The sequence below is a fragment of the Arthrobacter sp. V1I9 genome (assembly GCF_030817075.1).
GTDB lineage: Bacteria > Actinomycetota > Actinomycetes > Actinomycetales > Micrococcaceae > Arthrobacter.
Genome location: NZ_JAUSYU010000001.1, coordinates 1450783 through 1477585, shown reverse-complemented (window position 1 = coordinate 1477585; position 26803 = coordinate 1450783). Strand labels below are relative to the sequence as shown.

General features: G+C 65.3%; 18 protein-coding genes, 3 tRNA genes and 1 pseudogene. 3 read left to right on the top strand and 19 right to left on the bottom strand.

All coding sequences use genetic code 11. From position 1 onward, the window contains the following. Nucleotides 1-6: 6 nt before the first annotated feature. The 8 genes and pseudogenes from QFZ70_RS06930 to QFZ70_RS06895 all read right to left on the bottom strand — a co-directional run bounded on the left by QFZ70_RS06930 (nt 7) and on the right by QFZ70_RS06895 (nt 7906). Nucleotides 7-1623 carry a GTPase gene (locus QFZ70_RS06930; protein ID WP_307094669.1) on the bottom strand — a complete coding sequence of 539 codons (1617 nt, stop codon included), beginning with the start codon at nt 1621-1623 and terminating at the stop codon, nt 7-9. Next, nucleotides 1620-3401 (bottom strand): dynamin family protein, encoded by a 1782-nt coding sequence (locus tag QFZ70_RS06925; RefSeq protein ID WP_307094668.1) that lies wholly within the window; start codon nt 3399-3401, stop codon nt 1620-1622. The genes QFZ70_RS06930 and QFZ70_RS06925 overlap by 4 nt, the downstream gene beginning before the upstream one ends. Nucleotides 3402-3536: 135 nt before the next feature. After that, nucleotides 3537-3612: transfer RNA gene (locus QFZ70_RS06920), tRNA-Glu, on the bottom strand. A gap of 139 nt (nt 3613-3751) precedes the next feature. Further along, a tRNA-Gln gene (locus QFZ70_RS06915) sits at nt 3752-3823 on the bottom strand. A 162-nt stretch (nt 3824-3985) separates the two neighbouring features. Then, nucleotides 3986-4723 (bottom strand): HAD family hydrolase, encoded by a 738-nt coding sequence (locus tag QFZ70_RS06910; protein ID WP_307094667.1) that lies wholly within the window; start codon nt 4721-4723, stop codon nt 3986-3988. Then, nucleotides 4723-6238: pseudogene (gene gltX, locus QFZ70_RS06905) on the bottom strand (glutamate--tRNA ligase). The gene QFZ70_RS06910 and the pseudogene gltX overlap by 1 nt, the downstream one beginning before the upstream one ends. Before the next feature lie 48 nt (nt 6239-6286). Further along, complete coding sequence (locus tag QFZ70_RS06900) at nt 6287-7063, bottom strand: fumarylacetoacetate hydrolase family protein (protein WP_307094666.1); 777 nt, start codon at nt 7061-7063, stop codon at nt 6287-6289. A gap of 42 nt (nt 7064-7105) precedes the next feature. Next, nucleotides 7106-7906, bottom strand: coding sequence for an MBL fold metallo-hydrolase (locus QFZ70_RS06895; protein ID WP_307094665.1), 801 nt, complete (start codon nt 7904-7906; stop codon nt 7106-7108). A gap of 125 nt (nt 7907-8031) precedes the next feature. Between QFZ70_RS06895 and QFZ70_RS06890 the strand changes: the two genes are divergently transcribed. Beyond that, a complete protein-coding gene (locus QFZ70_RS06890) occupies nt 8032-8625 on the top strand; it encodes a hypothetical protein (RefSeq protein ID WP_307094664.1) in 594 nt (197 codons plus the stop codon). 97 nt (nt 8626-8722) lie between these two features. Here QFZ70_RS06890 and QFZ70_RS06885 read toward each other — a convergent pair whose 3' ends face one another. From QFZ70_RS06885 to ilvD, 11 genes are all read right to left on the bottom strand, one after another. Then, the gene (locus QFZ70_RS06885) at nt 8723-9835 is read right to left on the bottom strand and encodes a branched-chain amino acid aminotransferase (protein WP_307094663.1); all 1113 of its coding nucleotides are present in this window, start codon (nt 9833-9835) and stop codon (nt 8723-8725) included. A 103-nt stretch (nt 9836-9938) separates the two neighbouring features. Beyond that, complete coding sequence (locus QFZ70_RS06880; protein ID WP_307094662.1) at nt 9939-10991, bottom strand: 3-isopropylmalate dehydrogenase; 1053 nt, start codon at nt 10989-10991, stop codon at nt 9939-9941. 157 nt (nt 10992-11148) lie between these two features. Then, the gene (locus QFZ70_RS06875) at nt 11149-12054 is read right to left on the bottom strand and encodes a hypothetical protein (RefSeq protein ID WP_307094661.1); all 906 of its coding nucleotides are present in this window, start codon (nt 12052-12054) and stop codon (nt 11149-11151) included. A 207-nt stretch (nt 12055-12261) separates the two neighbouring features. Then, nucleotides 12262-13824, bottom strand: coding sequence for a methionine--tRNA ligase (metG, locus tag QFZ70_RS06870; RefSeq protein ID WP_307094660.1), 1563 nt, complete (start codon nt 13822-13824; stop codon nt 12262-12264). Between the two features lie 33 nt (nt 13825-13857). Continuing rightward, on the bottom strand, nt 13858-14613 hold the full coding sequence (locus QFZ70_RS06865) for an ABC transporter ATP-binding protein (RefSeq protein ID WP_104042192.1): 756 nt from the start codon (nt 14611-14613) through the stop codon (nt 13858-13860). After that, nucleotides 14610-17411, bottom strand: coding sequence for an ABC transporter permease (locus QFZ70_RS06860; protein ID WP_307094659.1), 2802 nt, complete (start codon nt 17409-17411; stop codon nt 14610-14612). Before QFZ70_RS06860 ends, QFZ70_RS06865 begins: the two co-directional genes overlap by 4 nt. Nucleotides 17412-17626: 215 nt before the next feature. Then, entirely contained in the window at nt 17627-19216 is a 1590-nt protein-coding gene (gene serA, locus QFZ70_RS06855; protein ID WP_307094658.1) for a phosphoglycerate dehydrogenase, read from the bottom strand. Between the two features lie 127 nt (nt 19217-19343). Next, a complete protein-coding gene (gene ilvC, locus QFZ70_RS06850; RefSeq protein WP_307094657.1) occupies nt 19344-20369 on the bottom strand; it encodes a ketol-acid reductoisomerase in 1026 nt (341 codons plus the stop codon). Between the two features lie 94 nt (nt 20370-20463). Further along, nucleotides 20464-20976, bottom strand: coding sequence for an acetolactate synthase small subunit (gene ilvN / locus QFZ70_RS06845; RefSeq protein ID WP_079597732.1), 513 nt, complete (start codon nt 20974-20976; stop codon nt 20464-20466). Nucleotides 20977-20978: 2 nt separating this feature from the next. Beyond that, complete coding sequence (locus QFZ70_RS06840; protein WP_307094656.1) at nt 20979-22886, bottom strand: acetolactate synthase large subunit; 1908 nt, start codon at nt 22884-22886, stop codon at nt 20979-20981. 380 nt (nt 22887-23266) lie between these two features. Next, nucleotides 23267-24988, bottom strand: a complete 1722-nt coding sequence (ilvD, locus tag QFZ70_RS06835; RefSeq protein WP_307094655.1) for a dihydroxy-acid dehydratase — start codon at nt 24986-24988, stop codon at nt 23267-23269. A gap of 325 nt (nt 24989-25313) precedes the next feature. Here ilvD and QFZ70_RS06830 point away from each other — a divergent pair, with 325 nt between their 5' ends. Both QFZ70_RS06830 and QFZ70_RS06825 read left to right on the top strand, forming a co-directional pair. Beyond that, nucleotides 25314-26390, top strand: a complete 1077-nt coding sequence (locus QFZ70_RS06830) for a hypothetical protein (RefSeq protein ID WP_307094654.1) — start codon at nt 25314-25316, stop codon at nt 26388-26390. 290 nt (nt 26391-26680) lie between these two features. After that, nucleotides 26681-26756 (top strand) — tRNA-Lys (locus QFZ70_RS06825). Nucleotides 26757-26803: the final 47 nt, after the last annotated feature.

Sequence of the window (26803 nt, the reverse complement as noted above, 5' to 3'; positions counted from 1 at the left end):
CGGCGCCTACCCCGGCCCGGCCGTTTTCAGCGCGGCGTTAAACGCGGCAAGCCTGGTGATTTCGACCTCCACGGGTTCCACCACAAGTTCCTGGGCAACACCGGCCACCGCAGCATTAAGCCGTTTCCTCGCCCTCGCCGCCCTTGCATTTGCCGCGGCAGCGGCAATAAAACGGCCGGTAATGGCCAGGAAGATCCCCAGCACCACGCCGGCTGCGATCATCAGCGTTGGCACCGGCCAGCCCTCAACCCTTGGCACCTCCGGAACGGGCATCTGGAAATAGCCGAGGGCGGCCAGGACGCCGAGCCAGCCAAGGCCTCCCAGCACGGTGAGCAGGGCAAGCCATTGCACCACATTGAACAGACCCCACCACCAGGACCTGCGGTTCGCAGCAAGTTCCGTTCCGGCGATGGCCTGGTCAAGCGCGTCAGGAAGGCGTTCCCTGCCCTCCCGGGCCGCGCCCCGGATGGCGGCCCGCCAAGGGCCGGGAGCGCCCGCACTGGCATTATCGGCGAACTCCCGCACGGCCGCGTCCGTCCGGGCCCGCTCCGGCGCCCCCGCGGGCGGCAGTGAGGTTCGGTTCAGTTCAGACGGAGCAGCACTTCGCAGATTGAGCCGGCGCAACGGATCAGGCCGGAACCTGGAGAGCCACCTCGTCACTGGCCAGCCTGTGCGCTTCACGGACTCGAGCCGGTACGACTGGGCCACCGCCCGGACCACCGTGGGTACGTTGGCTGCCACGGCGAGCTCATCAGCAAGGCGTGCCTTTGCTGCCGGCCGGACAGCCGCGGCCTCTCCCCCGCCGGACACAGCGCCCAGTTCCGCGGAAGCCCGGGTGATGTCTGCAGCGAGCCGTTGCGACTGGGCTTTGCGCTTAACGGCTACGCTGCGGACAGCCTCCCGGACCTTGTCCACCCCTGACCCTGTCAGGGCGGAGGCCGCCAGCACCTGGACCTTGGCCAGTCCGTCCCTGGCAAGGATGGACCGCAACGAATCAAGGACGGGCTGCACGTCATGCTCCGGCAGCCGGTCCACCTGGTTGAGGACCACCAGCGTGACGGCACCGTGCGCGGCCAGGCGCGACAGGAAGTCATTATGCACGGCTGCGTCTGCGTACTTTTGGGGATCAAGAACCCAGACCAGGACGTCCACCAGGCCCACCATCCGCTGGACCACTGCCCGGTTGGATGCCCTGGTGGAATCGAAGTCCGGCAGGTCCAGCAGTATCAGGCCGGTTTCCTCGTCAGCGAACCCTTCCACGGCCGCTGCGTGGTGCCGGTTCCGGACCTCCAGCCAGTCAAGCAGGGGCTCACTGCCCTCGGCTCCCCACACCCCCGCCAAAGGTTCCGACGTTGTAGGGCGGCGGGCTGCCGCCGTCGCAATTTCAGCTCCGCTTACCGCGTTGAACAGGGAGGACTTGCCGCTGCCAGTGGCTCCAAAGAACCCCACCACGGTATGGTCAGCCGAAAGCGACCGCCGTGAACTGGCCCGCTCAAGGACGGTAAACACTTCCTGGAGGGACTCATCGGGAAGGACACCTTCGCCAAGCTCACGGGCATCATTGAGGGCGGAAAGCCGCCGGTCAAGCCGGGACGCATCGCGGGTATCGCTGTGGCGGCTCATGCGGTGTCCGCCAGCCGGACCAGTGCGTCCGCATGGGCGGTGAGCGTCTGCGGGCCGCTGTCATCGCGCTCCGGCAGCCGGGCCAGGAACTTTTGCTTCTCGTCCTGCAACAGGCGCTGGCAGCGGGCGTGAAGGTCCTCCCGCGCTTTTTCGGCCATCCGCCGGACCGCGTCCTCGCCGAAGACCGCTTCCAGCAGCCTCTGGCCCACGACGGCGGTTCCGCCCGCCACGCCGACCTCGAGTCCCGTCAGTCCTGCGGTCATCGAGAACACAACGATCATCAGGGCTGCACCCAGTCCGTTGATCCCAAAGGACAGCCAGCGTGCCTGTGTCCGCTTTCCCTGGCCTTCGGTGCGGATCAGCTCCATCAGCGCTTCCTGCCAGGCCCTGATTTCGGTGGCGGTCCGGTCCTCGAATCCGGGCGTAGTCCCGGAGAGGTCGTGCGTCCCCAGCAGTTGGCGCCCTGCGGGGTCAGTCCGCCAGCGTTGGTCGGTGTCCTCGGCGGCATTTGCAGCTTCATCGACGATGACGGCCTGCAGTCCGGTCTCGATGGCGGCCTCGACCCGCACGGCGGGGGCCGGCTCGCCGCGGAAGAAGGCGCCCAGCCGGTCGCGGAACCGGCCAACGTTCTGTTCCAGGAGCCGGAAAAACTCACCGGTGCCCACGAAGTCCTGCCAGCGTGCCAGCACCTCTCCCCGCAGCAGGGCGCCGTCCTTTGTAGCGTCGAGGATCCGGCCCGCAGCATCACGGTAGGCCGCTGCCGCAGCGGCTTCAAGGCTGTCCGCGGCGGCCTGCTGCTCCCTCACCGCCTGCGCCACGGCGGCAACACGGCCAGCCAACGCCCTGACCGTCCCGTTGAGTGTGCGCCGGGCGATCTCTGAACGGCCGGCGGCATCTGCGGCCAGCTCTTCGAGCCAGGTCCGCAGCGGGAGGACCGTTGCGGCCGGCAGCATGCCCAGCGGATCCAAAGGGGTCTCCGGGATGATAAACAGCTGTGCCGCGTCCAGGCCCTCACGGTCCAGCAGGCTGCGCAGGTCCTCGCTGACTTCCGTTTCAGCCCCTGGCGGTACCCGGTCCAGCACCACAGCCACCATGATGTCCCGTGAGGCTGCGTCCAGGAGCAGTTTCCAAGGGACGGCATCGGCGTAGCGGTTGGCAGTGGTGACGAAAATCCACAGATCGGCGGCTGCAAGGAGCTGTCCTGCCAGCTTGCGGTTGTCGTCCGAAATCGAGTCAACGTCGGGGGCGTCCAGGACGGCGATACCGGCGGGGACTGCGGGGTCGGCCACAAGGACGAGGGAAGACATTGCCCCCGCGTCCGGGATGGCACCGGCACGGCTGGCCGGTACCGGGCTGCTGGCGGCGTATCCCCGAATCCTGCTCAGGTTGGGCAGGACCCGCTGCCCTTCGAACCAGGCTGCCTCGGACGGGTGGTGCAGGAGGTTCGGCTGGCGGGTGGTGGGGCGGATAGCGCCCACCCGGGTGACGGGGTGGCCAACCAGGGCGTTGACTAGCGTGGACTTGCCCGCACCCGTGGAACCGCCGACGACGGCCAGGAGCGGGGCGTCAAGGCTGCGGTAGCGGGGAAGGATGTAGTCGTCGAGCTGGGCAACCGCACCGGCAGCGTCGCGCCGGGCCTGCTCCGCGTCCGGCAATGCCAGCGGCAGTGCAGCGCCGGCAAGATCTCCGCGCACCTCTTCCAGCAGCGTGACTGCCGCCAAAGCCGGCGGGGCAGTCTGCGCGTCGTGCGGGAGGTCTTGCTCGTTCGGGGAGGTCACAGCAACATCATGCCAGTTCATGCCCGCTGCCGGCGCCGTTCCGCAGGCTCCGGCAGCGGGCTCCGGCCTCCTTGGACCCGGTAATCCCCCGGTTAACGAAAAATGGCCCCGGGCGTTAGCCCGGGACCATTTCATTGGTGACCCCAGCGGGATTCGAACCCGCGTTACCGCCGTGAGAGGGCAGCGTACTAGGCCGCTATACGATGGGGCCCTGCACTTTTCCATACTTCAGACCGGCGCTTCCGCTGGTCAAGCTCAGTGATTGTTTCACACACCTCGCTGTGGTTTCAAATCGGCGGACCGGCTGGAACCTTCTGCTGCCAACCCCCCTAATGGGGCTTGAAACAGAGCTGGGATACCAGGACTCGAACCTAGAATGACGGTACCAGAAACCGTAGTGTTGCCAATTACACCATATCCCAATGATACTTTCGGGCCGGTTTTCAGGGCCTTTACCCTGCTCCGTGCGCCTCAGCACGAGAAATTACTTTACCCGAGACTTCCGGCTCGCACAAATCGGCGGCCCCCACCCCTCTGGGGGGAAGGACGCGGGCCGTCAGCTAAACGGCCCGCGCAGCTGCTTCCTACGCGATCAGCCCTTCGAGGGAAGATATCGAGTTGCCCTCGAACCCCTCCCCGCGGTCCCCCGCCCGGTTGAGCCAGACACCCAGGAGGCCGGCCGCCGTCGAGCCCTCGGCATCAAGGAGGCGGTTGTCTCCTACGTACATCGTGTCCGCCGGGTGGGTTCCCAAAAGCCGTACGCCTTCAAGGTAGATGGCGGGATCGGGTTTCGCCACGCCGAGGGTGTCCGTTCCGACCAGGCGCCGGATGCGCGCGAGTCCCGCGCCGTCCAGTTTGGCCCGCTGGTAGTCATGGACGTTGTTGCTGACGGCGCCGTAGGGGATGCCGGCCTTGTCCAGGAGGTCCAGCAGCGGCATCACGTCCGGAAAAGGCTTCACGTAGGCTGGCTGTTTTTCCATGTAGGCGCTGAGCCACTGGTGTGATTGCTCGCCGTCGGTAAGTTCAACCCCAAAGTGGCCCAAGGCCGCGCGGCCCCGCAGCAGGCGCTGTTCGTTGAACGTCAGTTCACCTGCCAGGTAGCGGTCGTAGTAGTGCGTGGTTTCGTGGGTGAAGATCCGCCCGAACCGCTCCCACCCGGCCTGGTCAAGGCCGGGCAGGAGGTGTTCGCTGACCTCCCGCAGGGCGGTGGTCATCGAGAATTCGAGGTCCACCAAGGTGTCATCGATGTCAAAGAGCACGCCACGGACAGAGCCGAAGGGCGTGTCCAGGACCGCGCCGCCTACCTGCATGGGAGTCGTCATCAGCCGCGGAATGAGCGGAGTCGGCGGAGGGAGGATCCCTTGCCCAGGATCACCATGGACTCGAACAGCGGCGGAGAGATCCGCCGGCCCGAAACGGCCGTGCGCACGGGTCCGAAAGCGAGGCGGGGTTTGATGCCAAGGTCCTCAACGAGGGCCTGTTTGAGCGCAGTCTGGATGTTGTCCGGCGTCCAGTCCTCGACACGTTCGAGCGCCGTAATGGCTGCCTCCAGTACTTCCGCCAGGTTTTCCGGCAGTCCCTTCCGGGCGTCGGCGGCAACGTCGATGGCGTCGTCAGCTTTGAAGAGGAACGCCAGCATTTCGGGCGCCTCGCCCAGCAGCGTGATGCGCTCCTGGACCAGTGGAGCGGCCTCGGTGAGGATCTCCTCTTCCCGGTCGGTCAGGATCTCCCCCACCAGGTCCGCTGCGCGCAGGTACGGAACCAGGCGTTCCCGGAATACCTCAGGCGGGAGCATCCGGACGTGCGTGCCGTTGATCGCTTCAGCCTTCTTGAGGTCGAAGCGTGCGGGGTTGCCCAGGACGTCATGGATGTCGAAGTGCTCCACCAGCTGTTCAACGGTGAAAATGTCTTCGTCGGCGCTCAGGGACCAGCCCAGGAGCGACAGGTAATTCAGCAGTCCTTCGGGGATGAAGCCGCGCTCCCGGTGCAGGAACAGGCTCGATTCCGGATCGCGCTTAGAGAGCTTCTTGTTGCCCTGGCCCATCACGTACGGCAGGTGGCCAAATTCCGGCATGTACTGTGCAACGCCGACGGCATACAGGGCGCGGTAGAGGGCAATCTGGCGCGGAGTGGAGCTGAGCAGGTCCTCACCGCGGAGGATATGGGTGATGCCCATCAGGGCGTCGTCCACCGGGTTCACCAGCGTGTACAGGGGGGCACCGTTCGCGCGGACCACTGCGAAGTCCGGGACCGACCCGGCACGGAAGGTGATCTCGCCGCGCACGAGGTCACTAAAGGTGATGTCCTCGTCGGGCATCCTCAGCCGCAGGACAGCGTCGCGGCCTTCTGCCTTGAACTGGGCGAGCTGCTCCTCCGTCAGGTGGCGGTCAAAGCCGTCATAGCCAAGCTTCGGATCACGTCCCGCGGCACGGTGGCGCGCTTCGATTTCCTCCGGCGTGGAGTACGACTCGTAGACAAAGCCACCCTCCCGGAGCCGGGCAATGACGTCCTGGTAGATTCCGCTCCGCTGCGACTGCCGGTACGGCTCATGCGGGCCGCCTACTTCCACGCCCTCGTCCCAGTCGATCCCCAGCCACTTCAGTGCGTCCAGCAGCTGGTGGTAGCTTTCCTCACTGTCCCGCGCCGAGTCCGTGTCCTCGATCCGGAACACCATGGTGCCCCTTGGTGTGGCGGGCGTAGGCCCAGTTGAACAGCGCCGTGCGGATCAGCCCGACGTGGGGAGTGCCCGTGGGCGAGGGGCAAAACCGGACCCGAACGGGCGTGTCCGCGGTAACGGGCGGGATGGAGGCAGCATTCGACGCAGAAGCAGTAGTCATAGTGGCTCCAACTTTACCGTCTGCGGCCGGCGTCCCGGCGGCGAAAGGTCAGCGGCGCACTATGGGGTTGGACAAGCGGCCGATGCCCTCGATTTCCACCTCGATGCGGTCACCCGGGTTCACCAGGCCAACGCCGGACGGCGTACCGGTCATGATGACGTCACCGGGCAGGAGGGTGAATGCCTGGGAGACAACGGACACAAGTTCCCGCACTCCCCTGATCATCTGGCTGGTGCTGCCGTCCTGCCGCAGCTCCCCGTTCAGCCGGGCCTGGATCTGCACGTCCTCCGGATCAAGCTCGGTCTCGATCCACGGGCCGAGGGGTGCCGAGGTGTCAAAGCCTTTGGCCCGGGTCCACTGCAGGTCGCTCTTCTGGACATCCCGCGCCGTGAGGTCGTTGCCGCAGGTGTAGCCGAAAATGACGTCGTCCACGCGTTCCTCGGGCACGTCCTTGCAGATGCGCCCGATCACCACGCACAGCTCAGCCTCGAAGGAGACTTCCTCGGAGAACTCCGGCAGCACCACGGGATCGTTGGGACCAACGACGGCGGTGTTGGGCTTCAGGAAGAGGAGCGGCTGGGCAGGAACCTCGTTGCCGAGTTCGTGCGCGTGCTCCACGAAGTTGCGGCCTACACCGATCACCTTGCTGCGGGGAATGATGGGGGCAAGCAGCCGGACGTCTTCCAGCTTGTGCCGCACGGAGGTGCGCTCCACCCCGTTGAAGAAGGGGTCCCCGTGGATGACAGTGATTTCCTCACTGCCCGTGTCACCTTCGACAACGCCGTAGAGGGGATCAGAATCGACGACAAACCTGGCAATACGCATGGCTCCTACCCTACCGTCTCGCCGGGGGCGCGCCCGTCCGGCTCACAGCCGGTCTGTTCCGCCCCGCAGGTAATGAAGCTGGGCGGCAACAGAAGTTTCAGCGGCGCGCCGGACGGAAGGGTCGACGTCGGCATAGACCGCGTCAGCGACGTCACCGGCCGTGGCATCCGGGCCCAGCCGGTCCAGCGCCGTGCGGATCTGCGCCAGCCGCCCGAGGCGATGCGTGCGGTAATCCCGGACGGCATCGGTCAGGGACGGCAGCACAGGACCGTGGGCGGGCAGGACGGCGGCCGGCCCCAGGGATTCCAGCCTGTCCAGGGAGCCAAGGTAGTCCCCAAGGGTCCCGTCCGGGTAGTCGAGCATCGTGGTGCCGCGGCCAAGGATGGTGTCCCCGGTCAGTACCGAACCCTGTGGACCGTCGCCGGGGAGGTGGAAGCACACCGAATCGGAGGTGTGGCCAGGCGTTGCCACCACCCTGGCCTCAAGACCCGCGGCGCCAAGTACCTCTCCGTCCTGCAGCGGGACGCCGCTTCCGTGGCAGTGGGCGGGATCGGCGGCACGGACAGGAGCACCGGTCAGGTGATACAGCCGGGCGGAACCGGCAGTGTGGTCCGCGTGCCGGTGCGTGATGAGGATGAGTTCAACAGGGCCGGCACCGGCAAGGGCCCGGAGGTGCTCCTCGTCCAGCGGTCCGGGGTCAACCACTACGGCGCCTGGGTGGCCGGCCGCCCGCAGCACATACGAGTTGGTCCCTTCCAGGCTCATGGGTCCCGGATTGGGGGCCAGGATGAACTGCGACAGGGCCGAGCTGCGCTGGAGGACGGGGCCGGAAGCTGAAGTCACTGTCCCATCTTTGCACCGGCAAATGCCGTTGCGGCTTTCCCTGCATCGGAATAGAACAGCCAGGGAACCGGGTTGAGCCCAATGACAACCCAATGATTCCCACCAGGAAGCCGGAACCAGACGCCATGAGCACAACCACGCTTGCAGATCTCCTCGCCGAAGCAGACGCCGCCGGCCACGACCATGCCGCGACGGAGAAAAACAGCGGACTCCAGCACATCCATAACCACGCGACGGGCAGCATCGTCTGGTTTCCCACGTGGAAGAAGTTCCGCGAGACCACCGACTGGAGCGATGTTGTGGACGGCCTGGCTGATGACTTCAGGTCAGGGGCAGCACCCGTGGAGGAATGGGCCAAAAATTCCTTGGCCGAAGATCTGGACATCCTGCTGAAGCGCGCCGCTGCCTCCAGCGACGCAAACTCCTTTGTCCAGGAGAACCTCACGCACCACCTGACCCGGACCTGGGCTGTGGGCGACGCCGTCGCAAGGGCAACAGGAAAGGATTTGCCAACCGGCAGCACTACGCCGGCCATATTTGCCGATTACCCCTACGACGTCTATGCCCAGGACGGCGGTGTCTTTGCCACAACGCTGTGGAACGACATCATTGATGCCCGCCGCAATCGTGCCCTGGCCGAAGAAGCTGAGCGGAAGGCATTGAAGCCGGTGTCCCGCAAGGCCCTCAAGAACGCCGCCCGGAAGGCCGCCCGGCGCTGATTGGCACCGGCCGGGGCTGACGGAATCCACGCACGACGGCGCCCGGCAGGAAAAACCTGCCGGGCGCCGTCGTAATTTTGCGGACCTGAAGCCGCCGCTAGGCGAGCCGGGTCAGCCAGCCATGCGTGTCGGGAACGGTGCCGGTCTGGATGCCGAGCAGCTTCTCGCGGATGGCCATGGTGGTCTCCCCCGCCTTGGCATCGTCGGAGCCGATGAACTCGGTGGCATCCTTAAGGACTCCGATCGGGGTGATGACGGCCGCCGTACCGCAGGCGAAGACCTCCGCGATCCCGCCGGAGGCAACGCCGTCACGCCACTCGTCCAGGGTGATCTTTCGCTCGCTGACTTCACGGCCCATGTCCTTGGCCACCTGGATGACGGACATCCGGGTGATGCCTTCGAGGATGGTACCGGTGAGCGCAGGCGTCACCAGCGAGCCGTCCTTCATCACAAAGAAGACGTTCATGCCGCCGAGTTCTTCAACCGCATTGTCGTTGAACTGGTCCAGGAAAAGGACCTGCTTGCAGCCGTTGGCTTCAGCCTCCTGCTGGGCAATCAGCGAAGCCGCGTAGTTGCCGCCGCATTTGGCATCGCCGGTTCCGCCGCGGCCGGCGCGGGCGTATTCCCGTGAGATCCAGATGGACACAGGCTTCAGTTCTCCGCCGAAGTAGTTGCCTGCCGGTGAGGCGATGACCCGGAAGGAAACCTCGCGGGCCGCGCGGACACCGAGGAATGCCTCGGTGGCAATCATGAACGGCCGGAGGTACAGCGCTTCGCCGTCGCCGGCCGGAACCCATTCCCTGTCGGCGGATACGAGTTCACGGATGGCTCCCAGGAAGTACTCCGGCGGCAGTTCGGGAAGGGCAAGCCGGCGGGCAGACTTGTTCAGGCGCGCGGCGTTGGCTTCGGGGCGGAAGGACCAAACGGATCCGTCGGCGTGGCGGTAGGCCTTGAGTCCTTCGAAGATCTCCTGGCCGTAGTGCAGCACCGCAGCCGACGGATCCAGGGCGATCGGCCCGTACGCTTCCACCCGGGCATTGTGCCAGCCGCCATTGCCGTCCGCGTCCACGCTGTAGTCGACGATGGCCGTGTGGTCGGTGAAGTGGTTGCCGAATCCCGGGTTGGCCAGGATTGCTGCACGCTCTTCAGCAGACTTCGGGTTGGCCGAGGGCTGCTGGCTGAATTCGACGCCATGGGCGGTCTGGGTCATGGTTCCTCCACGATCGGCCGCCTGCATTCAGCGTTGAACGGCGGGGCGGCATTTGGTGATTCGAGACAAGCTTACGCCCGATGCCGGAGGCCCTGGCGCGGGGTTAGAGGCCGGCGGCGATGGCGTCGCCTACGGCGCTGGTGGTGCGTGCACCGCCGTCGCGCTTCTCGACGTCGGCAACCACTGCCGCTTCGATCCTGCGGGCCGCGCGGGTGTAGCCGAGGTGGTCCAGCAGGAGCGCTGCCGACAGGATGGCGGCGGTGGGGTCGGCCTTGCCCTTGCCGGCGATGTCCGGAGCGGAGCCGTGGACGGGCTCGAACATGGACGGCGCGGTGCGGTCCATGTTGATGTTCCCGGAAGCTGCCAGTCCGATGCCGCCGGTGATGGCCGCGGCAAGGTCTGTGAGGATGTCGCCGAAGAGGTTGTCGGTGACGATCACATCGAAGCGTGAGGGGTCGGTGACCATAAAGATGGTCGCGGCGTCCACATGGAGGTAGTCGTGGGTGACCTCGGGGAACTCCTGCGCTACGGCCTCCACCGTGCGCTTCCAGAGGTGTCCCGCGTAGACCAGGACGTTGTGCTTGTGCACCAGGGTGACGTGCTTGCGCTCCCTGGCGCTGGCGCGGCGGAAGGCATCCCGGACAACGCGCTCAACACCGTGGGCGGTATTCAGCGAAACCTCTGTGGCCACCTCGTGGGGGGTTCCGGCACGAAGGGTGCCGCCGTTGCCGACGTAGGGACCCTCTGTGCCTTCACGGACCACGATGAAGTCAATGACGCCGGGGTTGGCCAGGGGGCTGCCCACGGTTCCGTAAAGCCGGGACGGCCGCAGGTTGACGTAGTGGTCCAGGCTGAAACGGAGCTTGAGCAGCATCTCGCGCTCAATGATGCCGGAAGGGATGCGGGTGTCGCCGGGGGCTGCACCGACAGCGCCGAACAGGATGGCGTCCCTGGTACGGAGATCTGCCAGGACATGGTCCGGCAGGGTTTCGCCCGTGGCCAGCCAGTGCTCCGCGCCGAGCTTGTAGTGCGTCTGCTTGAGCTCCACGCCCTCCGAGGCGACAGCTTTTTCCAGCACTTTGAGTGCTTCCGCAATGACCTCGGGGCCAATGCCGTCGCCGGGGATAACTGCAAGATTTATGGAGGATGCGCTCATGCTTTCAGGGTAGCCAAGTCATCCATATGCTGGTCAAGCCGTCTCAGTATTCGAACACTACTTCTGGCGGCAGGACGCGCAAAGCGCCGCGCACGTATCCGTGCACGGCGCATGCGCATGATCCAGTCAATTGCCCTTCATCGAGCTTTCAAAACATTCACCCGCGGTGCAGGCGCCGGAGGCTGCCACCGCCGGCCAGGGTCCGCCGTGCCGTTATCGCCGCGCCCGCCAGCAGCACTGCTGCCACGCCTCCAATCCAGGGGTCCGGTGCCGGCCCCGCTGATTCCGAAACTGCAGTCTGCACGTTAAAGCCCTCGTTCGGGGCAACAACAGCGCCTGCCCCGCCCCCGGCAGCCACCCCGCGTGGAGCGGCTGCGACGGGAACCACCGGCGTTACGGCAGGGGGAACCACAGCGGGAGGAACCACGGCTGGAGGAACCACTGCGGGCGGAACAACTGGAGGATTCACCGGCGGAACTACCGGCGGAACCTTCACCGGGACGCAGCCGTTGTTGTACGTGGCCTTGCCGTCATCAGTCCAGTTCTGGCCGTAGGGAACCACCTTCCCGTGGTTCGGCGGGATGATGTCCGCGCTGTGCTGGTGATGGTCACCGGCGTGTCCATTGAGGCCCCGCAGTGCGACGGTGATCACCACGTAGGGGTTTGATTCCGAACCGGTCGCGTGGCAAATGGTGATTTTCTTATCTTTGTCCTCATGGGGCTCTTTGTCCTCATGCGGCTCTTTGTCCTCATGAGGCGATCCACCCGGCTTGGCACAACCGGCATTCCACCAGTCCACCTTGTCCAGGTTCCGCCCGCCGGGCAGCGCCTTCCCGTCATTGGCCGGAATGATGTCCTCTTCGTGCTGGTGGCCGATATGGGCATTCAGCGCGTTGAGACTGATGGTGATTGGCACGTAAGGGTTCGTTTCCGAGCCCGTTGCATGGCAGATGGTGATCTTTTCGCCGCCGCCGCCGGACGATTCGTCCGTGGCAAACGCCGTTGCTGAAGCACCCGTGAGTGCGAGGCCCGTAACCCCCAGCACGGCAAGGATCCGTTTCATTTCCGTCTCCGTCCATAGTCTGCTTCAAACTGCGCAGACGCCAAGGAGAACACGACCGCCCCGCACTGACGGGTCAAAAAAGGCAAACAGACAGCATCGGGGCGACGGTTCTCCCAGATGCGAACTGTCAGTTTGCTAACAGGATCAGGCTAGGGATTTTGACATACGGATTCCCCAGTAGGACGTACTCACATCCGGAACACGGCACTACTTGGCCTCAGCAGGCTCCTCGTACTTGGGGAACACCGGCGAGGGAGCCGGCAGTTCGGTCCCCGCAGCAATCGGCGTTCCGATGGCGGAGAACTGGCGGGCCTCCCCCTCCGGCTGGCCGAGGGTGGCAAGGAGGGCCGCTGTTGCCGTCGGCATGACCGGCTGGGCGAGGATGGCCACGATCCGCAGGACTTCCAGGGTCACGTACAGCACGGTGTTCATGCGTTCGACGTCGGTCTTCCGCAGCACCCACGGCGCCTGCTCGGCGAAGTAGGCGTTGGTGTCACCCAGGACGCCCCAGACCGCTTCGAGGGCGCGGCTGAATTCCTGCTTCTCAAACGCTGCCCGCGCAGCTTCGAGGAGGCCGCCGGCCTGCGCCAGGATGGCGTTGTCTGCCACCGTGAACGCGCCGGGAGTTGGCACCTTGCCCCCGCAGTTCTTGGCCACCATGGACAGAGAGCGCTGTGCAAGGTTGCCGAAGTTGTTCGCGAGGTCGGCGTTCATGCGGCCGACGATGGCGTCGTGGTTGTAGCTGCCGTCCGCGCCGAAGGGCACTTCCCGGAGGAAGAAGAACCGCACCTGGTCCAGGCCGTACTGCTCCACGAAGTCGGCCGGGGCCACCACGTTGCCCAGCGACTTGGACATCTTGACGCCGTTGTTGTGCAGGAACCCGTGGATCATGACCCGCTTGGGCAGTTCCAGGCCGGCGCTCATCAGGAAGGCGGGCCAGTAGATAGCGTGGAACCGGGAGATGTCCTTGCCAATAACGTGGACATCGGCCGGCCAGAACGTCCGGAACTTTTCCGAGTCGATGTCGGGGTAGCCCACGCCGGTGAGGTAGTTGGTCAGGGCGTCCACCCAGACATACATCACATGCTTGTCATTGCCCGGGACCGGGACGCCCCAGTCGAAAGTGGTGCGGCTGATGGAGAGGTCCTCCAGGCCGCGCTTGACGAAGCTGATGACTTCGTTGAAACGGTACTGCGGAGCGCCGAACTCCGGCTGGGCCTCGTAGAGCGCCAGGAGCTTGTCCTGGTAGGCGGAAAGCCGGAAGAAGTAGCTCTCCTCCGCGGTCCAGGTCACCTCGGTGTCCGTTTCCTTGGAGTAGCGTACACCGTCGTCCTTGACCACGGTGTCGTCCTCGACGTAGAACGCCTCGTCCCGGACGGAGTACCAGCCCTCGTACTTGGACAGGTAGATGTCCCCGTTGGCTTCCATCTTTTTCCAGATGGCCTGGGACGCAGCGTAGTGGTCCTCGTCAGTGGTCCTGATGAAACGGTCGTACGAGATGCCCAGGGCCGAGTGTGCCGCCTTGAAGACCTCGACGTTCCGGTCCACCAGCTGCTTCGCCGTGATGCCTTCCTTTTCGGCGGTCTGGGCGATTTTCATCCCGTGCTCGTCCGTGCCGGTCAGGAACATCACGTCATACCCGTCAAGCCGCTTGAACCGCGCCATGGCGTCGGTGGCAATGTACTCGTAGGCGTGGCCGATGTGGGGCACGCCGTTGGGGTAGGTGATGGCCGTGGTGATGTAGAACGGCGTTTTGTGTGAAGCAGTCACGGGAGGACGATACCTTCGGTGCGGAGGGACAGGCTAGATCAGTTCGGTCAGCGAGTCGCTGAGCCGGACGAGTTCGTGGTCGTGCGAAGCCACCAGGACTGCGATGCCGTCCGACGTGGTGTCCTTCAGGATGCTGATGATGCGGTTCGCCGAGGCACGGTCCAGGCTCGCCGTCGGTTCATCCACCACCAGGACCCTGGTGCCCAGGATCAGGGCACGGGCGATGGCTACGCGCTGGCGTTCGCCGCCGGACAGCTGGGCCGGGCGGTGCCGCATGCGGCGGCCCAGGCCCACCAGGTCCAGCAGGTCCTTGGCCATGTCCCGGCGCTGGTCCACTTCCCCGTCCGGAACAGCCGGCAGGAGCACGTTCTCCAGTGCGCTCATTCCATCGATGAGGGCACCGCCCTGGTCCACGTAACCGATCAGGGCACGACGGCGGTCAGCGATTTCGTCGTCGCCCATGCTCTCCAGGGAATCACCTTCCCAAAAGACGCGCCCCGACGTCGGCAGGGTCAGCCCCGCGCCGACGGTCAGGATGCTGGTCTTGCCGGATCCGCTTCGGCCGGCGACGCAGTGCATCTCGCCCGCGTGCAGCGTGAGGTCGAAACCTTCCACCACGCTGACTGCCTCGGCGCCGCCCTTACCGCCGCCGTAGCGGATGGTGATGTCGCTCAGTTCCAGCGGGGTTTCGTGGTCAGCAGCCTTGACGATGGTGTTGGCGCGCGTCTGCAGGGGGACGTCGCCGGAGCCGCTCCTGCGGCTCCGCTGGACATTGGTCTGGTTTGTCATTGGACCACTTTCGTTGCAATCGGTATCCAGCAAAGTACAGCCACGAGGCCGGCCACGCCGGCCCACAGCGCGGCATAAGGGGCCAGCAGGAGCCCGATGCCCAGGGCGCCCAGCACGCCCAGCGGCAGTGCCACGCTTCCCACCAGCGCGTTCTCGAACAGCCGGACCTGGCGGAGCATGTCCGGGTTCCAGCCCATGGCTTCGAGGATGCCCAGGTACTGCCGCTTGGCGTTGAGCTCAAAGCGTCCGGTGACCAGGGTCAGGACCAGCCCCACGATCACGCCCGCGAGAGCCAGGAGGATGCTCGGCAGTGCCACGCTGGCAGCGGCGGGTCCGCTCAGGGCACTGGCGCCGGCCGCGCGGGGAATGTCGATCAGCAGCGCGATGAGTCCGCCCACCGCAGCGCCGAAGACGCCGACGGCAACGGCCAGGGCCAGGGTGTTGAACTTGTTGGTGCCCAGCTGGCGGCGGTTCGCGAAGGTCAGCGGTGAATCCACCGGAATGAGGCGCTCGTCATGCTGCGGTTCCTGGTCAATGACGTCGCGGTGGCGCAGTTGCTGTGCTGCGAAAAAGGCAGCACCGGCGTACAGGACCAGGACGGAAACGCAGACCAGGGCGGTGGTGAGGCTCCAGCTGACGAGGCTCAGAACGATGCCGGCCACGGTGAGCAATACAGCACCTACACCGAACTCTTCCAGCACCCAGCTGCGGATGCGGCGTTGGGTCCACCCCATCGCGCGCAGGGTCCCTGCTTCGCTCCGCCGTTTGCGGACGTAGCTCACGGTGGACGCGCCGGTGAGAAGGGCAGCTCCGCAAAGGGTCAGGAAGAGCAGCGTGATGTTCGTTCCGGAAAGCGAACCCGTCACGGCCTCGGCGGCGTTCTGCCTGACCCATGACTGCTGGACAGTACCAAGGTCGGATTCCTTGCCGGCGTCGTCCTTGGAGTAGCCGGGAACGAAGATGCTGGCATCCTCGCGGGCAGAGCCGGCCACGACAGTGGCTTCCAGTCCCATCCCGCGGATCTCGGTGGCCAGCTTTTCCACGTCCGGCTGGGCTTCCTTCCAGCTGCCGGATGCATCGGCCCGGACACGGACGGCGTCGATGACTGCTGCGTTTTCCTTGTAGCCGCGGGCAGCAGCCAGGCCGTAGTAATCGGTGATGGCACCGGCAGACTGGCTGGCAAGCCCCGTGGCGCTCAGGGACGGTTCGAGCGCTGTGGCCGGAACGTCCTTGCCCCCGGCGTCCTTGACCAGGGTGAAGGGGGCGGGGTCGTAGCCGCCCAATGGAAGCTTGTTCACGTCACCGGCGGCCTGTGCCACTGCGGAAGGATCAAACGTTCCGTAGACCATGGCAAGTGGTGCCGCCGCCTTCTGCTCCCCCGTCTCCAGGTTTTCACGGTAGGAGCGTTCGTCCACGGGCTCGCGCTGGGTCTGGTCGACCGGGGTCCCGTTGGCGCTCTTTTCCGGCAGCCGGTTGACGGTGACCCACTCGCCCGGTACGGCGGTCTTGCCGACAGCGCCGTTTGCCGCCGTCTCGCCGTCGGTGTATTTCGGGGCGGCCGCGAAGTCGGTGCTCCACTCCGCGGGGGTATACAGCCCCTGGTTGAAGTTGCCGGTGGCACCGAGAACCGACGAGTGGTCGGTGGAGCCAGGCCAGGAGAGAACGAAGGGGTCCTTCGAGACAAACGGGAGGTAATCCTGGTCCAATGACTGGGAGACAGTCCCGACGTCCTTGACCACCTTGCCGGCGTCGTCGATTTCCTCGATCTTGACGTTGTACTTCAGGTCCAGGGAGGTGCCTGAGCGCACGATGAGGGGAATGGCCTGGGAATCAGCCGTCAGCTGGCCGTTGCGCTTGGCCTGCTGGTACTGCGTCATCAGCGGTGCCCAGTATTTGAGCTTCACGCCCAGGAAGTCCGGGCCTTCTTCCAGCTCGTCCAGGCCAATGCCGTTCGTGAACAGGCCTTCGAAGTAGCGGCCGATGGCCCCGGCATCCCGAGCATCGGCAGGCGGCGCTTTTTCCAGCGGGGCCAGGAAGTCACCGGCAGAACCCAGGAGGGCGCGCTCGGCGGCGGGATCGACGGCGACCACGGATTCGGTGACCTCCGGCGCGAGGGGCAGCGACACGGACAGGTTAAAGAGGTTGTGTTCGGAACCGCCCGCCGGGGCGGCGAACTTGATGCCCGTTTCATCCTCAGGAGCGGCGATGCGGATGCTGCTCCCCCCGGCGGCCTGCTCCTCCACGAGCTTGGCCTTGCCCAGGGTGCCTTCGGCGGTGGACTTGAAGAGCGTCTGCTCTGCAACACCGTCAGAGCTCACGGCACTGGCGGTCAGGCGGTATTTTTTGGTCTCATCGCTGAGAACCGACTCGGCCTTGGGCCAGTCTGCCGGCGCCGTGGCACCCGCGGCCTGGTCCGCCGTCGCGGTGCCTGCAAGCCCGGCGTTGTAGCCGAGGTAGTCCATGGCGTCCAGCCGTGGCGCCTCAAGGTTCTGGGTTACCCGGGACACGAGGCTGATGGGCGCTGCCACCGAGGTTCCGGACAGTTTCCGGATGGCCTCGAGCTGTTCAAAGCTGATGCCGCCGGTGCCGTTGGCGATTTCCGGCTGCAGCAGCGCACCCGAGGGCGCCTTTGCCTGGACCAGGACATCGTAGAGTCCCCGCGAATTTTCATCCACCGTCCGGTTGAGCGCGGCCTGCGACTGGCTTTGGACGAGGACCGACAAGCACATGGCTGCGATCAAGATGGCCGCGGTCAACAGCAGCACTCTGCTTCTGATGAACCTCTGGACGGCGTTCATGGAACTCCCTGAAACCTGGATTGCGTGCGCACATTCGCGGCCGCGCGCGGCGGACGTGGACGATCACGGACGGATGTGCAAAAGGTATTGGCCGGCCTGCCGGCAGGGTCCTGAACCAGGACCCAGCCATTGTAAGCAGACCGGCCAATCATACGTGGCACCGCCGGGACGCGCCGAAGCGGGGGCGGCAGTACGGCGTTTCGGCGGACCGGAGGTTAGTCCTCCAGGTCCACTTCGCGGACCATCTCAGCGCCGATTCCGGCCTTGATGGCGTCCAGGACCTGCTGGGGCACGGAGCTGTCAATGGTCAGCAGCGCGAGCACCTGCCCGCCCTGGTCGTGGCGGGCTACCTGCATGCCGGCGATGTTGATGTTGTTCATGCCCAGGATGTGGCCGATGGTTCCGATCACGCCGGGACGGTCGGTGTAGGCAACCACCACTAGGTGCTCACTGATGGGGATTTCAACTTCGAAACCGTTGATGCCCACGAGCTTCTCGATCTGCTTGGGCCCGGTCAGGGTGCCGGCCACGGAAATCTGGCTGCCGTCGCTGAGGGCACCGCGGAGGGTCAGGACGTTGCGGTACGACTCTGTCTCCGGGGTGGTCATCAGGCGGACGTTGATGCCGCGTTGTTCGGCGATGACCGGGGCGTTGACGTAGGAGACCTGCTCGGTCACCACATCAGCGAAGACTCCCTTCAGTGCCGCCAGCTCCAGGACCTTGACGTCCAGGGACGAGATTTCGCCGGCCACCTCGACGTCAAGCTGGGTCAGCGAATCGTGGGTCAGCGCCGTGAAGATGCGGCCCAGCTTCTCGATCAGCGGAATGCCGGGGCGGACGTCGGGGGCAATGACGCCGCCGGCGACGTTGACGGCATCCGGCACGAGCTCACCGGCCAGGGCCAGTCGAACGGACCTGGCCACCGAAACGCCGGCCTTTTCCTGCGCTTCATCCGTGGAGGCGCCGAGGTGCGGGGTGACCACCACGTTGTCCAGCTTGAAAAACGGCAGGTCGGTGCTGGGCTCCTTGGCGAAGACGTCCACGCCCGCGCCGCCGATCTCGCCGTCCTGCAGGGCCGTGAACAGGGCTTCCTCGTCCACCAGGCCGCCGCGGGCCACGTTTACCACGTAGGCGGTCTTTTTCATCTTCTTGAAGGCATCCGCACCGAGCATGCCCAGGGTTTCCGGGGTTTTGGGCATGTGGATGGTGATGAAGTCGGACTGGGCCAGCAGCTCGTCCAGGGTCACCAGCTGCACACCGAGCTGGGCGGCACGGGCGGAGGTGATGTAGGGGTCGTACGCAAGGATCTTGGTGTCGAAGCCCTTCAGGCGGGCCGCGACGAGGGCACCGATCCGGCCCAGGCCGATGATGCCGATCTTCTTTTCGAACAGCTCGATGCCCGTGTACTTGGAGCGCTTCCACTCGCCGTCCTTGAGGGCTGCACTGGCCTGCGGGATGTGGCGGGCCAGGCTGAGGATGTGGCCCACGGTGAGCTCGGCCGCGGAGACGATGTTGGACGTGGGTGCGTTGACCACCATCACGCCGGCCTGGGTGGCGGCTTTAATGTCCACGTTGTCCAGGCCCACACCTGCACGGGCGATGACCTTGAGGTTTTTGGCTGCCGCGATCGCTTCAGCATCCACCTGGGTGGCTGAGCGGACCAGGATGGCGTCAACATCGCTGATGGCAGAGAGCAGCTGGGCACGGTCAGCGCCGTCGGTCTGGCGGATCTCGAAGTCCGGGCCGAGGGCCTCGACAGTTGCTGGGGAAAGTTCTTCGGCGAGCAGTACTACGGGTTTTGACACGGCTGATCCTCTGCGTTGCAGTCCTGGGGATGGAACAAGTCTAGGCCGACGGAAAGGCCGGGCTCACATTGTTAAGTGTGAACCCGGCCTCACTGCTGCCTTTTAGAGCGGCGCCTCGTCGGCGGCCTTAGCGGGCGGCAGAACCTTCAACGTAGTCCACGTCCTGCTGCTGCCAGGAGAACAGGGAACGCAGCTCGCGGCCAACAGCCTCGATGGGGTGCTGCTCAGCCTTGGCACGCAGTTCCTTGAACTCGGCGCCGCCGTTGTCCTGGTCTTCGATGAAGCGCTTGGCGAAGGCACCGGACTGGATGTCGGCGAGGACGGCCTTCATGTTTTCCTTCACCTCGGGGGTGATGACGCGCGGGCCGGAGACGTAGTCGCCGTATTCTGCGGTATCCGAAACGCTCCAGCGCTGCTTGGCGATGCCGCCTTCCCACATGAGGTCCACAATGAGCTTGAGCTCGTGGAGTACCTCGAAGTAGGCGATCTGCGGCTGGTAGCCGGCTTCGGTCAGGGTTTCGAAGCCGTACTGGACCAGCTGGGACACACCGCCGCAGAGCACTGACTGCTCACCGAACAGGTCGGTTTCGGTCTCTTCGGTGAAGGTGGTCTTGATGACGCCGGCGCGGGTGCCGCCGATTGCCTTGGCATAGGACTTGGCCAGGTCCCAGGCGGAGCCGGAAGCATCCTGCTCGACGGCGATGATGTCCGGGATGCCCCGGCCGGCTTCGAACTCGCGGCGCACGGTGTGGCCGGGTGCCTTCGGAGCGATCAGGATGACGTCAACGCCCTCCGGTGCCTGGATGTAGCCGAAGCGGATGTTGAAGCCGTGGGCGAAGGCCAGGGCCTTGCCGGGCTTCAGCTTGTCCTTGATGGAGTCGTTGTAGATCGAGCGCTGGTGCTGGTCCGGCGCAAGGATCATGATGACGTCAGCCCATTCGGCGGCGTCGGCGACGTTCTTGACGGTGAAGCCTGCGTCCTCGGCCTTGGCGGCGGACTTGGAGCCGTCCTTCAGCGCAATAACAACCTCGACGCCGGAATCGCGCAGGTTCAGCGCGTGGGCGTGGCCCTGGGAACCGTAGCCAACAATGGCAACCTTGCGGCCCTGGATGATCGACAGGTCGGCGTCGTCGTCGTAAAACATTTCAGTCACTTGCGTAACTCCTCTTGAGTGGATTTGCAGATAGGTGTTCGGTGGTGCGGTTACGGGCGTTGCGTAACGCAGGGGCGGGCCCCTTGGCGGGGTCCTATGCGGAACGCAGCGCCCTGTCACTCATGGAGCGGGATCCCCGTCCAACGGCCAGGGTGCCGGACTGCACGATTTCGCGGATACCGAAGGGCTCGAGCACGGAGAGCAGTGCGGTGAGCTTTTCGGGGTGGCCGGTGGCTTCAATGACGACGGAATCGGTGGAGACGTCTACCACTGAGGCGCGGAACAGGTCTGCAGCCTGGGTCACCTGCAGACGTGTTGCGGCATCCGCACGTACTTTGACCAGGATGTGGTCACGCTGTACGGAAGATTCGGGGGTCAGCTCAACGATCTTGATGACGTTAATCAGTTTGTTGAGCTGCTTGGTGACCTGCTCGATAAGGTCGCCGTCGGCGTCGACCACCACGGTCATCCGGGAAATGCCCGGGACTTCTGTGGGGCCGACGGCCAGTGAGTTGATGTTGAAGGCGCGGCGTGCAAAGAGGCTTGCGACGCGGGTCAGGACGCCCGGCTTGTCTTCAACCAGGACGGAAAGTGTGTGGCGGCTCATGGTCAGTCCTCTTCTTCCCATTCCGGGGTCATGTTGCGGGCAACCTGGATCTGGTCGTTGCTCACGCCGGCGGGCACCATCGGCCACACCATCGAGTTGGGGCTCACCACGAAGTCGATGACCACGGGGCGGTCATTGATCTCAAGTGCCTTCTGAATGGTGGCGTCGATGTCCTCGTCACGTTCGCAGCGGAACGACGCGCAGCCGTAGGCCTCCCCGAGCTTGACGAAGTCCGGGATGCGGACGGTGTCGTGGCCGGTGTTGAGGTCGGTGTTGGAGTAGCGGCCCTCATAGAAGAGGGTCTGCCACTGCCGTACCATTCCGAGCGAGGAGTTGTTGATGACGGCAACCTTGATGGGGATGTTGTTGATGGCGCAGGTGGCCAGTTCCTGGTTGGTCATCTGGAAGCAGCCGTCGCCGTCGATGGCCCAGACCACACGGTCCGGCTCGCCCACCTTGGCGCCCATGGCAGCCGGGACCGCATAGCCCATGGTGCCGGCACCGCCTGAGTTCAGCCAGGCGTGCGGGCGCTCGTACTTGATGAACTGTGCGGCCCACATCTGGTGCTGGCCGACGCCCGCAACGTAGATACCTTCGGGTCCGGTCAGCGCCCCGATGCGCTCAATGACCCTCTGCGGCGCAGTCAGCCCATCATCCGGCTCGGTCCAGCCCAACGGGTAGGTTTCCTTGAGGTTGTTCAGGAAAGCCCACCACGTTGTGAGGTCCGGAGCGCCCGACGCCTCGAACTGGGTGCGAACGGCTTCGGTGAGCTCCGGAATGATTTCCTTCACGGAGCCAACGATGGGGACATCGGCTGTGCGGTTCTTGGAGATCTCCGCGGGGTCGATGTCGGCGTGGATGACCTTCGCCATGGGCGCGAACGTCTTCAGCACGCCGGTAACGCGGTCGTCGAAGCGTGCGCCGAGGGTGATCAGGAGGTCGGACTGCTGCAGGGCAGTCACGGCGGAAACGGTACCGTGCATGCCGGGCATTCCCATATGCTGCGGGTGGGAGTCCGGGAAGGCACCCTTCGCCATCAGCGTGGTGACAACGGGAGCGCCGGTTGCTTCGGCCAGGGCCAGCAGCTCCGCGGAGGCGTGCGCCTTCACAACGCCGCCGCCCACGTACAGAACGGGCTTGCGGGCTGCGGCGATCAGCTTCGCGGCTTCGCGCACCTGCTTGTTGTGGCCGCGTGTAACCGGACGGTAGCCGGGCAGGTCAACCCGGGGCGGCCAGGAGAAGGTCATCTGGCCAACCTGGGCGTCCTTGGCTACGTCCACCAGGACAGGTCCCGGGCGGCCGGTGGAGGCGAGATGGAACGCCTCCGCCATGACGTGGGGAATGTCATTGGGGTCGGTCACCAGGAAGGAGTGCTTGGTGATGGGCATGGTGATGCCCACGATGTCAGCTTCCTGGAAAGCGTCGGTGCCGATCACACCGCTGGATACCTGGCCGGTGATGGCCACCAGCGGCACGGAGTCCATATGGGCATCCATAATGGCGGTAACGAGGTTGGTGGCGCCCGGGCCCGAGGTGGCGATACAAACTCCCACCCGCCCGGTGACCATGGCGTAGCCTTGCGCGGCGTGGCCGGCTCCCTGTTCGTGACGGACCAGGACGTGGTTCATGCTGGAGGCCATCAAGGGGTCATAGGTGGGCAGGATCGCGCCACCGGGCAAACCGAAAATATCGTCTACGCCGAGTTCTTCGAGCGAGCGGACAATAGCTTGCGAGCCGGTCATCACCGTTGGGGGTACAACGTTGTTCGGCCCAAGGACAGGAGAGACGGCAGCAAGGTCGGCGACGACGACGGCGTGGTCCGCCGTGCGGTCGGCGCGTTCCGGAGCCTTGGGGGCTCCAGCGGACTTCGTAGCCATCAGCGAGGGGCTGATCGGCGATCCTTTGCTCATCGGACTCTTCCTTGTGGATCATCTGTGGTTCATGGAAACTGCGGGAAATAAAAAAACCCCTCAGCCTGGCGGCTCTTCGAGGGGTTGCGCGTGACGGTTCGTTACCGGGGGGCTAATGTGCCACGCGCTGAATAAGGACGACGACGGTGCCGACAGTAACGAAAGTCATGCGTTCAGTTTTCCCTCTGGGCGAGATACGTGTCAACGAGGTGTTCCCCGATCTCACCATGTGGACATCGGTGTCCACGGTATGACCCTACCCCAGCCTTCCGGCGCAAGCGCCGTCAGCCCGGGGCCCCTCGGGTCAACCCTTTTGAGCCCTGCCGCCTCAGCGGGCAGGTCCGGGAGGAGGCCCGGGAGGAGGCCCGGGAGAACTCTTATCAGCCGCAGTAGGCACCCGTGCTGGCGCTGTGCACCAGCTTTGCGTACTTGGCCAAAACACCCTTGGTGTACCTGGCCGGGAGCGGTTCCCAGCCAATCTTGCGGGCTTCAAGTTCTGCTTCATCCACCAAGAGGTCGAAGCTGCGGGCTGCGATGTCCACCCGGATCCGGTCGCCGTCCTGGACGAAGGCGATGGGGCCGCCGTCGACCGCTTCCGGGGCAACGTGGCCGATGCACAGGCCGGTGGTGCCGCCGGAGAAGCGTCCGTCGGTGAGGAGCAGGACGTCCTTGCCGAGGCCTGCGCCCTTGATGGCGCCGGTGATGGCAAGCATCTCGCGCATGCCCGGGCCGCCCTTGGGGCCTTCGTAGCGGATCACCACAACGTCGCCGGCGTGAATCTGGCCGTTGTCCAGCGCGTCCAGGGCGCCTTGTTCGCGTTCGAAGACGCGAGCCGTGCCTTCAAAGACGTCGGCGTCGAAGCCGGCGCTCTTCACCACTGCGCCCTCAGGAGCCATGGAACCGTGCAGGATGGTGATGCCGCCGGTCTTGTGGATCGGGTTGTCCAGCGCGCGCAGGATTTTGCCGTCAACGTCCGGCGGGTTGATGGCGTCAAGGTTTTCGGCAACGGTCTTGCCGGTGACGGTGAGGCAGTCCCCATGCAGCAGGCCGGCGTCGAGCAGTGCCTTCATGATCACCGGCACACCGCCGATCTTGTCCACGTCGGTCATCACGTAACGGCCGAAGGGCTTGAGGTCGCCCAGGTGCGGGATCTTGTCGCCGATGCGGTTGAAGTCGTCAAGGGTCAGCTCAACCTCGGCCTCGCGGGCGATGGCCAGCAGGTGCAGGACGGCGTTGGTGGAGCCGCCGAAGGCCATGGTGACGGCGATGGCGTTCTCGAAGGCCTTTTTGGTCATGATGTCGCGGGCCGTGATGCCCAGCCGGAGCAGGTTGACCACTGCTTCGCCGGACTTGCGGGCGAATTCGTCACGACGGCGGTCTGCCGAAGGCGGGGCAGCGGAGCCGGGCAGGGACATGCCCAGGGCCTCGCCGATGCAGGCCATGGTATTGGCCGTGTACATGCCGCCGCAGGCGCCTTCTCCCGGGCAGATGGCCTTTTCGATGCGGGTCAGGTCTTCCATGCTCATCTTGCCGGCGGCGCACGCGCCGACTGCTTCGAAGGCGTCAATGAGCGTGACTTCCTTTTCGGAGCCGTCCTCAAGCTTCACCCAGCCGGGCATGATGGAGCCGGCGTAGAGGAAGACGCTGGACAGGTCCAGGCGGGCTGCCGCCATCAGCATGCCCGGGAGGGACTTGTCGCACCCGGCCAGCAGGACCGAACCGTCGATGCGCTCGGCCTGCATCACGGTTTCAACGGAGTCGGCAATGACTTCGCGCGAAACCAGCGAGAAGTGCATGCCTTCGTGGCCCATGGAGATGCCGTCCGAGACGGAGATGGTGCCGAACTGCATGGGGAAACCGCCTCCCGCGTGCACGCCTTCCTTGGCGCCCTGGGCCAGGCGGTTGAGGGAAAGGTTGCAGGGGGTGATTTCGTTCCATGAACTCGCGACGCCGACCTGGGGCTTGGCGAAGTCGTCGTCGCCCATGCCTACTGCGCGGAACATGCCGCGTGCGGGGGCGGCGTGGATGCCGTCAGTTACTACCCGGCTGCGGGGCTTGATGTCAGGCTTGTTGTCGGTCGCGTTCAGGGTGTCCTCACTCATAGGGGAAATTCTATGGCTCCCCGGCAGGGCTCAACGACAGGGCGGCGCCGGTTAAGCGGAATATCGGGGATATTTCGATCAGGTAGTGGACTGTCATCTCGAATAATGAGACCAGCAGGCCACCCCGGTCTGTACTGTGCTGTTAGTCACGCCTCATTTGCCTCACCTTCGAGGGGGAACCCGGCCCTGGTTTTTTCATCGGGGAATCCGCTCCCGGTTACCGCACCCCATTGGAAGTCCCGGCAGGTCAAAGAGCTAGACAGCGCTGTTGCGCCGACGTAGCGTCGGTGAAAGTGCACCTTGCCATCCGACTGAAGGACCTGCCATGGAATTTGTCTTCTTGATCATCCTGCTCGCTGTGCTGGCGGGCGTGGTGTGGTGGCGGCTGAACGCTAGAAAGTCCGCCGCCGCTTCCGGAGGCGCGGGACACACTGAAAGGCCCCACACCGACGGCGGCACACGCGCTGACGGTGCACTTTCGAGCGGCGGCGCAGCAGCGTCCGCCGAAGCTGCCGGCACCACTGGCATTCCCGGTGCCGCCGGATTCGGCGCCCCGGCCGAACCCGTGGCGCGCACGGCGGCAGAGGAGCCGGCTGAAACAACGTCGACGGCGGGACCCGCCCCGGCCACTCCCCAGGGCCACAGCGGGGCCGGCGCGACTGCTGTCGGCGCCCGTGCCGGTACGGACCGGGCAGAAGGTGCCGCCCAGGACGAAGGCAGTGTCCGGGATGAAGCTGAATGGGAAACCCAGTGGTCGGAGGCCTCGGGGCCTGCCCACGTCCACGAGGGAGCCGGCCGCCGGGAAGGTGCCGCGCCGGCGTCGCCCGCCCCTTCCCCCGAGCAAGCGCCGCCAACCGAACAAACACCGGTTCACCACCCGGAGTACACGGAACCCCACGCCCCCACCCTGCCGGGTGCAGAGACTGCGGCCGTTGAGGAGGCGGACGACGCCAGCGCCGGAGTTTCCTTCCCGGTTCCCGCTGCAAGCACGCCCCGCCCCCAGGAAGGCGGTCCGAATGCCGCCACTGCCGACATGCGCCTCCCCAGTGATGCCGCAGAAACAGAGACCCAGGACCGGGCGCATTCCTCGGCGTTGGTGGAAACGGGCGCGGACCACATCCAGGGCCCAGCCGGCGGCGGTGCCGCCGCGGTGCAGGAGCCATCGGTGCAGCAGCCAACAGGGCACCTCGCGGCGGAGGAACCTTATGGCGAGGGCTCGGCGTCGGCAGCGGCGGACGGCAGCGGGCCAGCGGACTACACCGTTAAGGGTGACGCCGGCGCCATGGTCTACTACGACGAGGGACACCCCGAATACGGGCAGGTCCGGGCTGAAGTGTGGTTTGAATCGGCCGCCCACGCCGAGGCTGCAGGATTCAGGGCGCCGAGGCGCAGGCGGATCTAGCAGTACTTCCCCCGGCCGATGTGGACGGTGTACCCAGCCGGCAGAGAAGCCAGCCTGCTTGTGGCCCATTTCACAAGCTGGTATGGGCGGATCCGGGACGCAGCGCGGGCGGTCTTGGCTGGTCACTAACAACCAAAACCCTGAGTTTGTGCTGGTTCTGCCCCCTTCCGGCCGAGCGGGGAGTGCCGGCGGGCGCCGATTTCACATGCACCGGAAGTTCGTGTAGAGTTTCATGTCGTTGCGGAGATCAACGGGGAAACAAAAAGCCCCAAACGATCGAAACAAAAGATGCACCTCTAGCTCAATTGGCAGAGCAATTGACTCTTAATCAATGGGTTCCGGGTTCAAGTCCCGGGGGGTGCACCACTGGGAAAAGAGCCCCTGGCTTGCGGAAACGCAAGCCAGGGGCTGTT

Excerpts from the sequence above, each read along its gene's own strand:
- QFZ70_RS06930 (WP_307094669.1), bottom strand. The coding sequence starts at position 1,623 with ATGAGCCGCCACAGCGATACCCGCGATGCGTCCCGGCTTGACCGGCGG.
- QFZ70_RS06910 (WP_307094667.1), bottom strand. The coding sequence starts at position 4,723 with ATGACGACTCCCATGCAGGTAGGCGGCGCGGTCCTGGACACGCCCTTC.
- QFZ70_RS06900 (WP_307094666.1), bottom strand. The coding sequence starts at position 7,063 with ATGCGTATTGCCAGGTTTGTCGTCGATTCTGATCCCCTCTACGGCGTT.
- QFZ70_RS06890 (WP_307094664.1), top strand. The coding sequence starts at position 8,032 with ATGAGCACAACCACGCTTGCAGATCTCCTCGCCGAAGCAGACGCCGCC.
- QFZ70_RS06885 (WP_307094663.1), bottom strand. The coding sequence starts at position 9,835 with ATGACCCAGACCGCCCATGGCGTCGAATTCAGCCAGCAGCCCTCGGCC.
- QFZ70_RS06880 (WP_307094662.1), bottom strand. The coding sequence starts at position 10,991 with ATGAGCGCATCCTCCATAAATCTTGCAGTTATCCCCGGCGACGGCATT.
- QFZ70_RS06875 (WP_307094661.1), bottom strand. The coding sequence starts at position 12,054 with ATGAAACGGATCCTTGCCGTGCTGGGGGTTACGGGCCTCGCACTCACG.
- QFZ70_RS06865 (WP_104042192.1), bottom strand. The coding sequence starts at position 14,613 with ATGACAAACCAGACCAATGTCCAGCGGAGCCGCAGGAGCGGCTCCGGC.
- QFZ70_RS06860 (WP_307094659.1), bottom strand. The coding sequence starts at position 17,411 with ATGAACGCCGTCCAGAGGTTCATCAGAAGCAGAGTGCTGCTGTTGACC.
- ilvN (WP_079597732.1), bottom strand. The coding sequence starts at position 20,976 with ATGAGCCGCCACACACTTTCCGTCCTGGTTGAAGACAAGCCGGGCGTC.
- QFZ70_RS06840 (WP_307094656.1), bottom strand. The coding sequence starts at position 22,886 with ATGAGCAAAGGATCGCCGATCAGCCCCTCGCTGATGGCTACGAAGTCC.
- ilvD (WP_307094655.1), bottom strand. The coding sequence starts at position 24,988 with ATGAGTGAGGACACCCTGAACGCGACCGACAACAAGCCTGACATCAAG.
- QFZ70_RS06830 (WP_307094654.1), top strand. The coding sequence starts at position 25,314 with ATGGAATTTGTCTTCTTGATCATCCTGCTCGCTGTGCTGGCGGGCGTG.